Annotated in this window: 11 protein-coding genes and 2 pseudogenes; 7 read left to right on the plus strand and 6 right to left on the minus strand. The window is 67.5% G+C overall.

Annotated elements, in window-relative coordinates:
- Positions 1 to 247 precede the first annotated feature (247 nt).
- Entirely contained in the window at positions 248 to 463 is a 216-nt protein-coding gene (locus G3M57_RS04245) for a hypothetical protein (protein WP_163228944.1), read from the minus strand.
- A gap of 163 nt (positions 464 to 626) precedes the next feature.
- On the opposite strand from G3M57_RS04245, the pseudogene G3M57_RS27870 reads away from it, so the two are divergent.
- Positions 627 to 811, plus strand: a pseudogene (locus G3M57_RS27870) (hypothetical protein); the annotation flags it as partial.
- 180 nt (positions 812 to 991) lie between these two features.
- The gene (locus tag G3M57_RS04250) at positions 992 to 3,337 is read left to right on the plus strand and encodes a glycoside hydrolase family 95 protein (protein WP_163228946.1); all 2,346 of its coding nucleotides are present in this window, start codon (positions 992 to 994) and stop codon (positions 3,335 to 3,337) included.
- A 298-nt stretch (positions 3,338 to 3,635) separates the two neighbouring features.
- Here G3M57_RS04250 and G3M57_RS04255 read toward each other — a convergent pair whose 3' ends face one another.
- Positions 3,636 to 4,403, minus strand: coding sequence for an alpha/beta fold hydrolase (locus G3M57_RS04255; RefSeq protein ID WP_163228948.1), 768 nt, complete (start codon positions 4,401 to 4,403; stop codon positions 3,636 to 3,638).
- Positions 4,404 to 4,634: 231 nt separating this feature from the next.
- Between G3M57_RS04255 and G3M57_RS04260 the strand changes: the two genes are divergently transcribed.
- From G3M57_RS04260 to G3M57_RS04270, 3 genes are all read left to right on the plus strand, one after another.
- Positions 4,635 to 5,162 carry an RNA polymerase sigma factor gene (locus tag G3M57_RS04260; protein WP_163228950.1) on the plus strand — a complete coding sequence of 176 codons (528 nt, stop codon included), beginning with the start codon at positions 4,635 to 4,637 and terminating at the stop codon, positions 5,160 to 5,162.
- A complete protein-coding gene (locus G3M57_RS04265; RefSeq protein WP_163228952.1) occupies positions 5,159 to 6,196 on the plus strand; it encodes a FecR family protein in 1,038 nt (345 codons plus the stop codon). Before G3M57_RS04260 ends, G3M57_RS04265 begins: the two co-directional genes overlap by 4 nt.
- A gap of 121 nt (positions 6,197 to 6,317) precedes the next feature.
- Positions 6,318 to 6,929 carry a hydrolase gene (locus G3M57_RS04270; protein ID WP_163228954.1) on the plus strand — a complete coding sequence of 204 codons (612 nt, stop codon included), beginning with the start codon at positions 6,318 to 6,320 and terminating at the stop codon, positions 6,927 to 6,929.
- A gap of 68 nt (positions 6,930 to 6,997) precedes the next feature.
- On the opposite strand, the gene G3M57_RS04275 is transcribed toward G3M57_RS04270, so the two are convergent.
- The 3 genes from G3M57_RS04275 to G3M57_RS04285 all read right to left on the minus strand — a co-directional run bounded on the left by G3M57_RS04275 (position 6,998) and on the right by G3M57_RS04285 (position 11,158).
- Positions 6,998 to 7,468 carry a cupin domain-containing protein gene (locus G3M57_RS04275; RefSeq protein ID WP_163228956.1) on the minus strand — a complete coding sequence of 157 codons (471 nt, stop codon included), beginning with the start codon at positions 7,466 to 7,468 and terminating at the stop codon, positions 6,998 to 7,000.
- Entirely contained in the window at positions 7,465 to 8,400 is a 936-nt protein-coding gene (locus G3M57_RS04280) for an alpha/beta fold hydrolase (protein WP_208789653.1), read from the minus strand. Before G3M57_RS04280 ends, G3M57_RS04275 begins: the two co-directional genes overlap by 4 nt.
- Before the next feature lie 76 nt (positions 8,401 to 8,476).
- Positions 8,477 to 11,158: a TonB-dependent receptor gene (locus G3M57_RS04285; RefSeq protein ID WP_163228958.1), complete on the minus strand. Its 2,682-nt coding sequence runs from the start codon at positions 11,156 to 11,158 to the stop codon at positions 8,477 to 8,479.
- Between the two features lie 498 nt (positions 11,159 to 11,656).
- Here G3M57_RS04285 and G3M57_RS04290 point away from each other — a divergent pair, with 498 nt between their 5' ends.
- Positions 11,657 to 12,184: a hypothetical protein gene (locus tag G3M57_RS04290; RefSeq protein ID WP_163228961.1), complete on the plus strand. Its 528-nt coding sequence runs from the start codon at positions 11,657 to 11,659 to the stop codon at positions 12,182 to 12,184.
- On the opposite strand, the gene G3M57_RS04295 is transcribed toward G3M57_RS04290, so the two are convergent.
- Entirely contained in the window at positions 12,124 to 12,561 is a 438-nt protein-coding gene (locus G3M57_RS04295; protein WP_163228963.1) for a hypothetical protein, read from the minus strand. The genes G3M57_RS04290 and G3M57_RS04295 overlap by 61 nt on opposite strands.
- A 61-nt stretch (positions 12,562 to 12,622) precedes the next feature.
- On the opposite strand from G3M57_RS04295, the pseudogene G3M57_RS04300 reads away from it, so the two are divergent.
- Positions 12,623 to 13,674 (plus strand): annotated as a pseudogene (locus tag G3M57_RS04300) (IS3 family transposase); the annotation flags it as partial.
- Positions 13,675 to 13,737 lie beyond the last annotated feature (63 nt).

The raw sequence follows: 13,737 nt of genomic DNA on the forward strand, positions 1-13,737 counted from the left end.
ATAGCAACGATTTTGCTCTGGCGCGCGCCTGCCGGCCAGCGTTCAAGAGGCAAGAGCGGCCAGCGATGCTGACCGACATCGCCCGTGAACCTGGGCGGGCTGCCGTAACTGCTCGGGCCGAGCGCCTGGCGCTCCTCGCGCGAGAGCCTCTTTTGCCTGGAAGGGGTCGCCCGGGCTGTCGCGGAGCATCTTGCGCACGATAGCTAGCCGCGCGGTGGTCCCAGCCAAAACACGACGCCCCCGACGCTCAGTAGAACATGAACAGCGAAGCCGACAGGTCGGCGACGTGCAGCCCCGCCAGGACCACGGTGTTGCCGCCGCCCAGGTCGATGACGACGCCGTCGGCGGTATTGGTCGCGTGCGTGACCAAGGTGGCGTAGTCCACGATGCCCGAACCGTTGACGTTTTTCTGGACGGCGAACAGATCATGGCCGACCCCGCCGATCTCGAAGTCGAAGATCACGTCGGCGCCCGAACGGGAGTCGAAGGCGAAAACGTCGGCTCAGGTTTTGCGGTGCTGCATCTTCAGATTGTGCGTTTATCGGCCGCCTGAGGACGGCGCACGGATCCGTTGAATTCAAAGGGGCGGCTCAATTCGCCAAGTTAACGCCCCGACCTAAGAGCGTTCGCGGATCGAGCGCTTCGCGACCGACGTCCAGCGGCGCGTCCCGGCCGGCAACGGCTATGCCAACCGCTCGATGACCCGCGCCGTGGTCGACGTCCAGCCGTTCGGCGGCCGAGCGGTCGAGCGGGCGCTCAGCATCAGCACCCACCACCCCGGGGCGGGGATCCGGCGCTGCTGAACCCGTAGGCGTGACGTGCTCGCCGGCTTGCCCACGCGGACAAGCCAGCGAAACGCCCCGCTGAAAGAGGCCCGGCGGCGCAATCATGGGTGAAACAAATTTCACTCTTGCAAACAATACCGCTCCCATGGATAGACATTTCCGGCTCAGTCCGTCCAAACGAGGCGGACGACCGGGGAGTGACAGCCATGACCAACCCGACCCGCCGCGCCGTTTTCCTGGCGGGCTCGGCCATGGCCGCCTTGCCCGGCATGGCCCAAACGACTCCATTGGAAGCCGCCACGGACCTGCGCCTCTGGTACCGGCAACCGGCCAGGGAATGGGTCCAGGCCCTGCCCGTCGGCTCGGGCCGGCTGGGCGCGATGGTGTTTGGCGGGACCGCCGTCGAGCAACTGCAGCTCAACGAGAGCACCCTGTGGGGCGGCGGCCCCTATGACCCGGTCAATCTCCAGGCGGCGGGCGCCTTGCCGGAAATCCGCCGGCTGATCGACGCGGGCCAGTACGCCGACGCCTCGGCCCTGGCCGCCGCCAAGTTCATGGCCACGCCGCTCTGGCAGATGCCCTACCAGACCCTGGGCGCGCTGAAACTGTCGTTCCCGGGCCTGCCGGACGCCGGCGAAGGCTATGTCCGCGACCTCGACCTCGACGCGGCCACAGCTCGGACGCGCTTTTCGCACGGCGGCGTGGCCTTCGCGCGGGAGGTCATCGCCAGCGCGCCCGACCAGGTGATCGCCGTGCGGCTGTCGGCCGACAAGATGGGCGCGATCTCGGTGGACCTGGCCTTCGACAGCCCCCTGAAGCCGACGGTCGCGGCGGAGGGCGGCGACACCCTGGTGCTCAGCGGCCGCAACGCCGGCCAGCACGGGATCGCCAGCGCCCTGACGGTGGACTGCCGGGTCAAGGTCGTCGCCAAGGGCGGCAAGGTTCTGGCCCAGGACCAGGGCCTGTCCGTGCGCGGCGCGGACGAGGTGCTGCTGCTGATCGTCGCCGGCACCAGCTATCGCCGCTTCGATGACGTCTCGGGCGACCCCGCCGCCGACAACCGTGCGCGGCTGGCCCGCGTCGCGCGCAAGCCGTGGCCTGTCCTGCTGGCCGACCATCAGGCCGACCATCGCCGCCTGTTTCGCAAGGTGGCCGTGGATTTCGGGACGACGGGCGCGGCCTTGCGGCCGACCGACGAGCGCATCCGCCTGTCGCCGACCACCGACGACCCGGCGCTCGCGGCCCTCTATTTCCAGTACGGCCGCTATCTGCTGATCGCCTGCTCGCGCCGCGGCGGCCAGCCGGCCAACCTGCAGGGCCTGTGGAACGACAGCATGAACCCGCCCTGGGGCAGCAAGTTCACGATCAACATCAATACCGAGATGAACTACTGGCCCGCCGAGCCCACCGGCCTGGCCGAATGCGTCAAGCCCCTGGTCGAGATGGTCCGCGACCTTTCGGTCACCGGCGCGCGAACGGCCAAGGCGATGTACGGCGCGCGCGGCTGGGTCGCCCACCACAACACCGACCTTTGGCGGGCGACGGCGCCGATCGACGGCGCGGAATACGGCGTCTGGCCGACCGGCGGCGCGTGGCTGTGCAAGCACCTGTGGGACCACTACGACTACGGCCGCGACACGGCCTATCTGGCCGACGTCTATCCGCTGATGAAGGGCGCGGCGCTGTTCTTCCTCGACGCCCTGGTGGTCGATCCCAAGTCCGGCCGGCTGGTGACCAATCCGTCGATCTCGCCGGAGAACAACCACGGCCGCGGGTCGGCCCTGGTCGCGGGTCCGACCATGGACGAGGCCATCCTTCGCGACCTGTTCGACAACTGCATCGCCGCCGCGCGGGTCCTCGGGCGCGATGCGCCGCTGGCGGCGGAATTCGCGGCGACGCGCGACAGGCTGGCCCCCTACAAGATCGGCAAGGAGGGCCAGCTTCAGGAATGGCAGGAGGACTGGGACGCCGGCGCCATGGACATCCATCACCGCCACGTCTCGCACCTCTACGGCCTGTTCCCGTCCGACCAGATCGCCTTGGACCTGACGCCCGATCTCGCGGCGGCGGCCCGCAAGACGCTGGAGACCCGCGGCGACCTTTCCACCGGCTGGGCCATCGCCTGGCGGCTGAACCTGTGGGCCAGGCTGGGCCAGGGCGACCACGCCCATGGCATCCTCAAGCTGCTGCTGAGTCCCGAGCGCACCTATCCCAACATGTTCGACGCCCATCCGCCGTTCCAGATCGACGGCAATTTCGGCGGGACCAGCGGCATGACCGAGATGGTGCTGCAAAGCCGCAACGGCGCCGTGCACCTGTTGCCGGCCCTGCCCTCGGCCTGGCCGAACGGCAAGCTGACGGGCCTGCGGGCGCGCGGCGGGCTGGGCGTCGACGTATGGTGGAAGGACGGGAAGCTGCTGCGGGCCCGGCTGACGGCGGACAAGCCCGGCCGCCACATGGTGCGCGTCGCGGGGCGATCGTTCGTCGCGGACATGCGACAGGGCGAGAGGATCGAGCTGGTGATGCGGGACGATCAATTGCGACGCGGCTAAAGCCCCAGCGGTGAAGGTTCTTTCTGAAATCGACCCTGATGGGCCGGTCGCCGTGGACAGATCGCCCATCTTCCCTCGAAGGCGCGTGTTCTCTGTTACGCGGTCTTCGAGAAGTTTCAGGCGCTCGTGGCCGAGCAGATCGAGGCGATCGCGAATTTCGACGCCTCGGCGTCCGACGGACCGCCTGGCCTCTGAGTGTCTCGTTTCTGGAGAGGAGGTAACGGCGGCTTATGGCGCAATGCCGCCAGCATAGGTGATGCATGCCGCCAGCAGCATTCAAGTGGAGCGCCGCGTCGGATCAATGCGAAGCCGCTTCGATCAGCCTGGCGACCTCATGGGGGTGAGAGATCATCACGACGTGCGAGGCTCCAGGCACGATGACGATCTGTTTGGCGCGGGCCCGCTCGGCCATCCATTTCATGGCGGCCGGCGGGATGTTGCGATCGGCTTCGCCATAGGTCCACCACGACGGGATGGCCTTCCAGCCGTTGGCGACGGCCTTTTCGGCTCCAGCCGCGTCGGTCAGCGGCCGCTGGGCCACAGCCATCAGCTTGGCTTGGGCCAGGGGGACATCGGCGGCGAATTGGACCGGGAATTTGTCCTGCTGGATGTATAGGTCGTGAGCGCCGCCGGGTAGATCGACGGGCCTTTCCAGCGCACTAGGCAGGGTGCTGCCCGGGAACTTCCCGGAGAGCTCGAAGATGCTCTCGCCGACCTCGGGGGCGAAGGCCGCGACATAGACCAGCGCCTTGACGTTGGCCGCACCGTCGCTGGCGGCCGAGATCACCGCGCCGCCATAGGAATGGCCGACCAGGATCACGGGGCCGGGGATTGCGTCGAGCACCGTCCGCACGGCGGCCGCGTCGCTGGCAAGACCGCGCAGGGGATTGGCGGCGGCCACGACGGGATAGCCGTCGCGGGTCAAGTCGGCGACGACGCCGTTCCAACTGCTGCTGTCGGCGAAGGCGCCATGGACCAGGACCACCGTCGGCTTGGTCTGGGCATGAGCGGTGGCCAGGTTCGCCAGGCCAAGGGCCAGGGCGAAGGCGAACACTTTCTGGGTCATGGGCTATGTCCTTGGAAGAGCGGTCAGGGGCGGCTGGGGCTCCAGCGGAACGGCCGTGTCGGCGTCGTCCTGTCTGGGTCGAACGCAGGTCGCCGCAAAATCCTCACCCCACCGCCGCCCGCGAAGGTGAGGACTTCCACCGGGACTGCGTTCTGCCTTTCCGACACCTGACGCCCGTTGGTCGTTGGACAGATGGCGGAGTCTCTGATGGGAATGGCGCGAGAGGGGCCCATGAGCGACGCTTCCGACGCCGCCGCGCGCGCGGACGCCTTCGCCCGGCAGGCCGCGGCGATGCGGAGTCCCTTGGGCGCCTATTTTCGCCGCCGGATCCGCAACGCCGGCGAGGTGGAGGATCTGGTGCAGGAGGTCTTTCTTCGCCTGACGGTGCGCGGCACGCCCGACCATGCTGACCACGCCAGCGCCTACATCTTCCAGATCGCCGCCAGCGTGCTGGCCGACCGCCATCGCCGCCGCACGGTCAGACGCGCCGACGAGCACGTCCCGCTGGACCCGGACCTTCGCGGCGAGCAGGATTTCGACCCGGCCCGCATCTATGCCGGCAAGCAGGCCCTGAACGCGGCGGCCGCGGCCCTGATGACCATGCCCGAACGCACGCGGACGATCTTCCTGCTTCGGCGGATCGACGGCCTTCGCCATCAGGCCATCGCCAAGCAGCTTGGTCTCTCGGTCAGCGCCGTCGAAAAGCACATGGTTCGCGCCATCGAGCATCTGATGGCGCATGCGGGAGGCGCCCGATGACCCGCGACGTCCTGACCCCAGCCCAGGCCGCAGCTCGATGGCTGGCCCGCGACGATCTCGATCAGTCGCCCCAGCGCGAACAGTTCGCGGCTTGGCTGGAGGAGAGCGAGGAGAACCGCGACGCCTGGACCCAGGCGCAACGGATGTGGAATATCTTCGACGACGCAGATGACAGCGACCTGATCGCCGCCATGGCGCGGGGGGCCAGGAAGGCTGGGCCCGAGCCCGCCGCCAAGCCGTTCTGGCCTCAGCTCGTCGCAGCCTCGATCGCTGTCGCAGCGGTGTCGGTGACACTGTTCTTTGGCGCCCAGCAAGGCTGGTTCGACCACGCCGCCAAGCCGACCCAGGTCGCCCTCAACGAGGCCGCCTCTCTGACGGCCGTCGGGCGCGCCGACTACGTCACCGGTGCGGGACAGAGATCCATCGTCGACCTGCCGGATGGCACGCGCGTCACCCTGGACGCCGACAGCGCGGTCGACGTCGCCTTCGCGGGAGGCCGGCGTGACGTGCGCCTGCTGAACGGCCATGCCTTCTTCGACGTCGCTCATGATCGCGCCCGTCCCTTCGCCGTGCAGGCGGCCGGGCGAGTGGTCACCGCCCTAGGCACCCAATTCGACGTGCGGCTGACGTCGGGCGCCTTGCGGGTCGTGCTGGCCGAGGGAAGCGTGTTGGTGAGCTCGCCCTCGGAAGGCGGCTCCGCGCCGCCAATCAGGCTTTCGCCCGGTCAAGCCTTCTCCGCCCAGCCGGGGGGCGTGGGCAAGGTGACGCCCGCGAATCTCGATGACGCCTTGGCCTGGAAGCAGGGCGTGGTGGAGTTTCGCGACCAGCCGCTGTCCGAGGCGGTCGGCGTGCTGAATCGCTACACGCGGGCCCAGATCGTCATCAAGGATTCCAAGGTCGCGGCCTTGCACATCACCGGCGTCTTCAAGACCGGCGACGTCAAGCGGTTCGGGCGCTCGGTGTCGGAGGTCCTGCCCGTGAGGATGGTCGCCCGCGACGCCGACACCTATGAGCTGGTTTCGACGCGGCGCTAGGCGCTGTTTCCCGTGAGGACTTTTGCAAACGCCACGTTCTCCCTAGTAGAGCGCCGCGGGCCTGGGGTCTCCTCTCGCCAAATAGCTGTCGTCGCTCGAAACCCCTGAGCGAGGACCCGACATGACATCGCCCCAGACCATCCGCGATCCGCTGGCCGACCCCCTGCTGACGCCCCAGAACGCCGCCTTGCTGATCATCGATTTCCAGCCCGTGCAGGTTTCGTCCATCGTCACGATGGAAAAGCGCCTGCTGATCGCCAACGTCGTCAATCTGGCCAGGACCGCTCGGCTCTACGACCTGCCCGTGGTGCTCACCACGGTGAACGTCGCCACCGGGCTCAACACCCCGACCATCACGCCGATCACCGACGTACTGCCGGACGTTCGGCCGCTGGACCGCACCGCCATCAACGCCTGGGAGGACGAGGACTTCGTCGCCGCGGTGAAGGCGACGGGGCGCAACAAGCTGATCATGGTCGCCCTGTGGACCGAGGTCTGCCTGGCGTTCCCGGCCCTGGACGCCCTCGCCGAGGGCTTCGAGGTCTTCGCGGTGGTGGACGCGGTGGGCGGCACCTCGGAGCTGGCCCACCGCGCCGGCATCGACCGCGTCGTCCAGGCCGGTGGCAAGCCGGTCAGTTGGATCCAGATCGCCTGCGAGCTGCAGCGCGACTGGAACCGGACGGCGACCGCCGAGGGTTTCGCCGACATCGTTCTGCGCGCGGTCGGCCACTAAGCGACCGAAAAAAGGGAGCAAGGCCAGCCGCCTTGCTCCCGCTCTGTTGCCGTCGGGTCGGGTACGGATCAGGGCTTGGGCGCGTTGGCCGCCTCGACATAATCCGTGCTGGTGGGGCCAAAGCCTGAGATGTAGACGCTGGCACCTTCAGGGCCGGTCATGGCGAAGTGATCGACTCCTGCCGGCTCGCTGTAGAAGCTGCCCGGCGGCAGGATCTTGACCAGCGCCCCGTCGGCCTTGCGGCCATAGCCGAAGCGCCAGACGCCCGAGACGACCACGGCGGTGCGGTTGTCCCGGTGGCTGTGGGCGGCGATCCGCATGTTGGGCGGCGCCCACAGCGCGATCGTATAGGGGCCGGCCTTGGTCGGGTCGCCGTAGAGGACGGTCGTGCGGATGCCGGTGACGCCCGAGGTGCCGGCGGTCGCGCCGCCCTGCGTTAAGGCGGCGATCTCCGGCGGGGTCAGGCGCAGCTGGCGATCCGAGGCGGCGCCGGAAAGGACCAGCAGGACGGCTGCGGCGAGAGCAAGGCGGCGGCTCACGGCTTGGCCTCCAGGAAGTCGCGGACCATCGCCACCGTGGCCTTGGGGTTTTCTTCCATGATCCAGTGGCCGGAGTCGGGGACCACGCCTTCGGTGACGTTGGTGGCGGCGAAGCGCATCACCGTGGCCATCATCGGCCCGAACGACTTTTCGCCGCCCATGGCCAGCACCGGCATGGTCAGCTTGCCCTCGGCGATGAAGGCCTTGTTGTCGATCGCGTCCTGGTCGAAGGCGGCGAACTGCGAGAAGCCGCCATGCATGGCGCCGGGCAGGGCGTAGAGCTTGGCGTAGTGCTCGCGCGAGGCCTCGGTGAAGCGGGCGGGCGTGGCCGAGAACTCGTTCCAGAAACGGTCCAGATAGATGCGCTCGCGGCCGGCGACCAGGCGCTCCATGTCCGGTCCGCCGAAGCGGAAGTGCCACAGCAGAGGGTTCTTGAGGATCTCCTCCCAGGGACCGACGCCGGGCAGCGGCGCGTCGATCAGCACGAAGCGGCGGACGCGGTCGCGGTGTTCGGCGGCGAAGGCGTAGCCGACCATGTTGCCGATATCGTGGGTGACGAGGTCGACCTGGCCGACCTTCAGCGCGTCAAGAACGCCGGCGACGTCCTGGCCCTGGTTCTTCTTGTCGTAGCCGCCGGAGGCCGGCTTCGACGACAGGCCCAGGCCCCGGAGATCGGGCACGATCACGGTGTGAGTCTTGGCGAGCTCGACCGCCATCGGCTCCCACATGTCGCCGGTCTCGCCATAGCCGTGCAGAAGCACGACGGCCGGACCCTTGCCGCCGACGCGGACGTGGATCTTCGCGCCATTGGTGGCGATGTCCTGGACCTTGAAGTCGGCAGGGAAGGGTTTGACCTGCGCCTGGGCCGGGGAGGCCAGGGCCGAGGCCGATAGGATTAGGGCCGCCAGGGCGACCGGAGCGAGCTTGAACACCTGCTGTCCTCCAGGATCGCGCGGAACCACCGCGCCTAGGAGGGGGAACGCAGGCTATCGGCGAACCCTCACGCGCCTAGAAGCGGCTGAGCAGGGTCAGGTCGAAGCGGCGACCGCGAGGATCGGCGAAGGGGCTGTAGCCCATGCCGTATTCGTTGGCGACCACCGGGGCGTCGCGGTCCAGCACGTTGCGGACGCCGAAGCGGACCTCCATCGAGCGGGCCAGCGCCATCGGCGGCCGGTCGAAGCGATAGGCGCCGACCAGGTCGAAATAGATCTGGCTGGCGATCCGGTCCGAGCCCTGGAAGCGTATCCACTGATCGGCGCGGAACTTTGCTTCTCCCAACCGCGCCACGCGGTAGTGATCGTAGAAATCGGCGGCGAGGCCCAGCAGCCATGGGCCGCGGGACCATTCCGCACTCGCCGTCCCGCGCCACGCCAAGGGCTCCAGATCGTCTCCCACCGCGTTGAGCGTCTCGTTGTAAGGCTCCACATGGCGTCTCAGGAGGGGCTGCCATGTCACCGAACTCGAGAACCGCAGATCGCCGGCCTTTCGGGTGGCGATGCGATAGTCGAACTGGAAATCCACCGCTTCGCTGATCGTCTCGCCGATGCTGAAGGCGCTCGTGTCGAGGCTGGTGACCACCCCTGCGGTGTAGCCTCTGGCCCGGTCGGCGTCGGTCAGGGGCGCGCGGATCACGCGCTCGGGATAGAGAGCCTCATGGTCCAAGAAATATTGGGCGCCGCCGCCGGAGATGATGACGGGTTCGCGGGTTTTTACGATCCGCGTATAGTCGATCGAGAACCGCAGGCCCGGCGCGGCCCGGGGCGTCGCCACCAGACCGACCGAGACGCTACGCGCCCGTTCGGCGGTCGGTGATCCGCCGAAGGTGGCGAGCAGCGGCTGCTCGGAACCGATCAAGGCGCCGCGCCGCTTGGGGTCGCTGGAATGAACGCCGAACTGGTAGTTCCACGCCACGCCCCCCGTACCTTCGCTCGCAGAGTATCGCATGGTGGCGCGGGCCAGCTGAGCGATCGCCGGCGGAACGACGCCCGTCGCCAGGCTGGCGCGCAGCATCACGTCAGGCATCGGGAACACCCGAAGGCCCAGGGTGTAGACCGGCGCTGTCTGGTGGTCGTCGACCGGATCGTCGTTGGCGAACAGCAGGTCGTCGCGATTGGCGGGCAGGACCGCCCGCATCGCCTCGTGGCGCACCGCCAACTGCAGTTCCAGGCCAGACAATAGTCGCGGCCCATCGTCTCGCGGGATCAGCGGCGCGCGCGCCTCGGCGTAGTAGGACCGGAGGGTCTGGGTCACGCCGTACGGCATGCCGTCCCAGAAGAACAGGTTGTAGTCCTTGACCGTGGCGGCTGGAACGTGCTCGCGGCGATCCTCGGCCAGCAGCGACAGGGTCAGCGGACCACCGGGCAGGTCCGCCACCGATCCCGCGAGCCTGGCGGAGATGACGCGGAAGCTGTTGGATTGGACGTACGAGCCAAAGCTGCCGGGTTGATCGTGGTAGTTCGCTGAACCGCGGACTTCGGCCTCGCCCGCCGTATAGTCGGCGTTGAGTTTCCAGGCGGCCGGCAGGTCGATGATCAGGCCGGCGGTGGTCCGTGTCGTCGCCGTCCGGCTTCGCTGCTCCACCGCTTGGTCCAGCGTCGAGTAGCCGTTGGCCAGGGCGCTCACAGGGACGCCGATATAGCGCCCCGCGGGGGTGTATGAGCGACCCTCGCTACGCAACGCCAGCCCGTCGAGATAGGCCTCCACCGACGGGCCGAACCGGTGGCGGACGCTGAGCAGGGCGGATGAGGAGCTTTCGCGTGTGACGAGGTTGGCCCATGGGGTGATCAGGCCGGGCGCGAATTGCAGATCGATCTTCGCCACATCGGCCGCCGAGAGCCCTGGGCTGTCGGCCAGAAAGGACTTGCGGTCGTTCGCATAGCGCCGGGCCCGGGCCTTGGCGGGATAGTCACGTTCGCCGACCCGCAGATCGGCGCCGCGGAAATCGCTGAAGGCGACCATGACGTCGGTCCGCCCGCCGTCCGGCGTGAAGCCGATCCGTCCGTCCACCCGCTTGGTCGCAGCATCGAAGCGGGATGTGTCGCCATAGGTGACCGCCAGGTCCGCGCCCCGGTAGTCTCGCTTCAGGACGATATTGACGGCGCCCGCCACCGCGCCCGCGCCGTACACGCCGCCGGACGTTGCGGTCAGCACCTCGATACGGTCGATCGCCGACAGCGGCACGCCGCTGATATCGGACTGCAGGAAGGCGTTGTCGATGGAAGGCAGGCTCGGCAAGCGCCGACCGTCGATCAGCACCAGGGTCTGGCTGGACCCCATGCCACGCATGTCGATCTCTGATCGGCTGCTGCCGTTCTGGTTGACGGGATCCTGGATCGCCGCGCGGGGCTGAGCGTTGCTGGACAGGCGTTCTCGAAAGAAGTCGTCCAGGGTGTCGACGTGCGATGTGGCCAGGTCGCGGGACGTCCAGACCTTGTAGGGCTGGATGTCGTCCTGGGTGCGAGGGATGTCGCTGTTCTGAGAGCGGGCCGTGACCAGCAGTTCGGGCAGGGACACCGGATTGTCCGGCTCGGACGGCGCCAGAGGCGGGGCGGGATAGATGATATAGGCGCCGTCCGCGGTGCGCCGGTAGGCGAGGCCAGATCCCGCCAGCAGCAACTGAAGGGCCTGTTCGGGGGTGTAGCGGCCTTTCAGACGTGGGGCGGCGCCGGAAGCCTGAGCGGCGTCCGCCATAACCAGTTCGCGTCCCGAGCGCCGGGCGACGTCGGTGAGCGCCGTGACAAGCGACTGGTCCGCCGTATCCACCGACAGAGCGCGAGGCGCCTCGGCCTGTGAGGCCGTCCAAGCCATCATTGTCGCGCAGAGCAAGAGCATCGCGCCCGCATCGGCTTTGCGCATGAGAGCCCCCCCCGCAGGGTCAGTTAACAGTCCGCATGAGGGCGATCAATCTGGGAGACAAGCCCAGGCTATCGGCGCCGTCTAGCGACACCCGGCTAAGCGCTTGAATCTAGTTAGGCGTGCGAAAATCACCAATTGACCCAGACAACCTAACGCCGTCCCTCAACGTGTTTGGCCCATCTAACGATGACCCTGATCAAACCGTCTACAACCATATGCTCTTGGTACGTCAAAAAGGGACATATGATCGAGGGAAGGGCCTCCTACATTCTTGTTCGAGCTTGCCTGCCGCCCTCTGTGCTTTAGGTAGAGCTTTTCGGCGGGGAGCCCATTATGGCGAGCATTGACGGCTGGGGCGCTGAAGTTGGTCAAGGGGAGGCTTTATTGGCCTTCCGCACGCCGGAACTGGTCACGGCTCTGGAACTTGCGAGCCTGATAACGGCTCTTGGCGCGGAATATTCGAGGATCAATCGTGGGCGCGAATTGGCCATTGTCGAAATCCGCACCGGCTCCCTGTTCGTTCTGATTGCCGACAGTCTCCTGAAAGGCTCGCCGTATGCCAAAGCGGCGATCGATTATCTTGGAGCCGCGAGTGCCATTGGAAAGCTTGTGACATCGATCAGGCGAGCACTGGAGAAGTCCAAGCAAGACCCCAGCTCGCTGACCAGTCGAAACGCCGGATCAAGGACTGCGCGGGAAATTGTGAAGATTGCAGCGCAACACGGTGCCGCGCTGGAGCTGCATCATAAAGTCAACCGTGATGGTGAAGAGCTAACGGTTCGCCTCGAGGCGAATGAAGCTCAGCGGATCCAGTTGATGTCTGACACACGCCGCTTGTCGCCCCCGGAGTACGCTAGGTAGGGTTCGGCCTGGGTCAGCAGGTAGCTCGCCTCGCCACGCAATTCCGATGTGTCCGCGGACCAGGCGCGGTCGAGAGCCGGCTGTAACGCACCCGACGGCAACAACGTGGTCCACTGCCCGTAGTGACCGGCGCGCCCAAGCTCCTGTAGCAGGACGTAGAGCCCCGCTAGCGGCATGGCGGGGTCCGCGAGGACCGCTTCCAGGAGTCGCCCGACCAGGTTTCGGCCGGTTGCGTCCTGGCCCTCGATGATTTTGCCCAGGACGACTGCGGCAAAGCGCTGGTGAGGGCAGCGCAGATCATCCCCCCCCAGGATCAGTCGCTCTTGAACGAGCCAGTCCAGCGCGCGACGCGTCTCCGTCGACGCGACTTCGGCCATCTCGGCCAGCGCCAGGATCTGCTCGCGCTCCGGGCGAGCATCGCGGGAAGCTAGTTGTCGGATGGACGTGTCGGAGGCGCGGCGGCTGAAGGCCCTGGAAGACGAGAACGCCAAGCTCAAGCGGATGCTGGCGGACGCGATGCTCGACAATGTCGCGCTGAAGGATCTGCTGGGAAAAAAGTGGTGACGCCCGCGGCGCATCGGGAGGCTGCTAGCTATCTGCAGTCGGCCTACGAGATGAGCGAGCGGCGGGCGTGCCGGGTTCTGGGCGTGGATCGCAGCAGCGTGCGCTATGCCGCCACGCGGCCCGACGACGGCGCCCTGCGCGAGCGGCTCAAGGCCCTGGCCCAGGAACGCCGCCGGTTCGGCTACCGCCGGCTGCACGTGCTGCTCCGGCGCGAGGGGCACGCGGTCAACAAGAAGCGGGTCCAGCGGCTTTATCGCGAGGAGAAGCTGACCGTGCGCCGGCGCGGCGGACGCAAGCGGGCGGTCGGCACGCGGCGGCCCCTGGAGGTCCCGCTGGCGCCCAACCAGCGCTGGAGCCTGGACTTCGTGTCCGACCAGATGACCGACGGCCGCCGCTTCCGAATCCTGACGGTGATCGACAACTGCACGCGCGAGTGCCTGGCCCTGGTGGCCGACACCTCGCTGTCGGGCCGGCGGGTGGCGCGCGAACTGGACGCCATCATCTCCCAGCGTGGCCGGCGGCCCGAGACCATCGTCAGCGACAATGGGACCGAATACACCTCCAACGCCATCCTGGCCTGGACTGACGACAACGGCGTGGGCTGGCACTACATCGCACCCGGCAAGCCCCAGCAGAACGGTTACAACGAGAGCTTCAACGGTCGGCTGCGCGACGAGCTGCTGAACGAGACCCTGTTCCGGTCACTGCCGCACGCCCGCGCCGTGCTGGAGACCTGGCGGCGCGACTACAACGAGCGCCGGCCCCACTCCAAGCTCGGCTGGATGACACCCAGGGAGTACGCCAGCGCCTTCTGCGGAGAGACCGGCCGGCACGCTGCGCAGGCTGATAGCTCCGCGCACCGGCCTCTTGCCACCCACCAACACCAAGGCTCAAATCAACCCAGGACTCTCGTTATCGCTGGATGAGAAACGGGGGTCACGTCAGCATCACCTTCCAGCCAAACTCATCGTTGCACTCGCCTCAGTACG

This window comes from Caulobacter rhizosphaerae (assembly GCF_010977555.1).
GTDB lineage: Bacteria > Pseudomonadota > Alphaproteobacteria > Caulobacterales > Caulobacteraceae > Caulobacter > Caulobacter rhizosphaerae.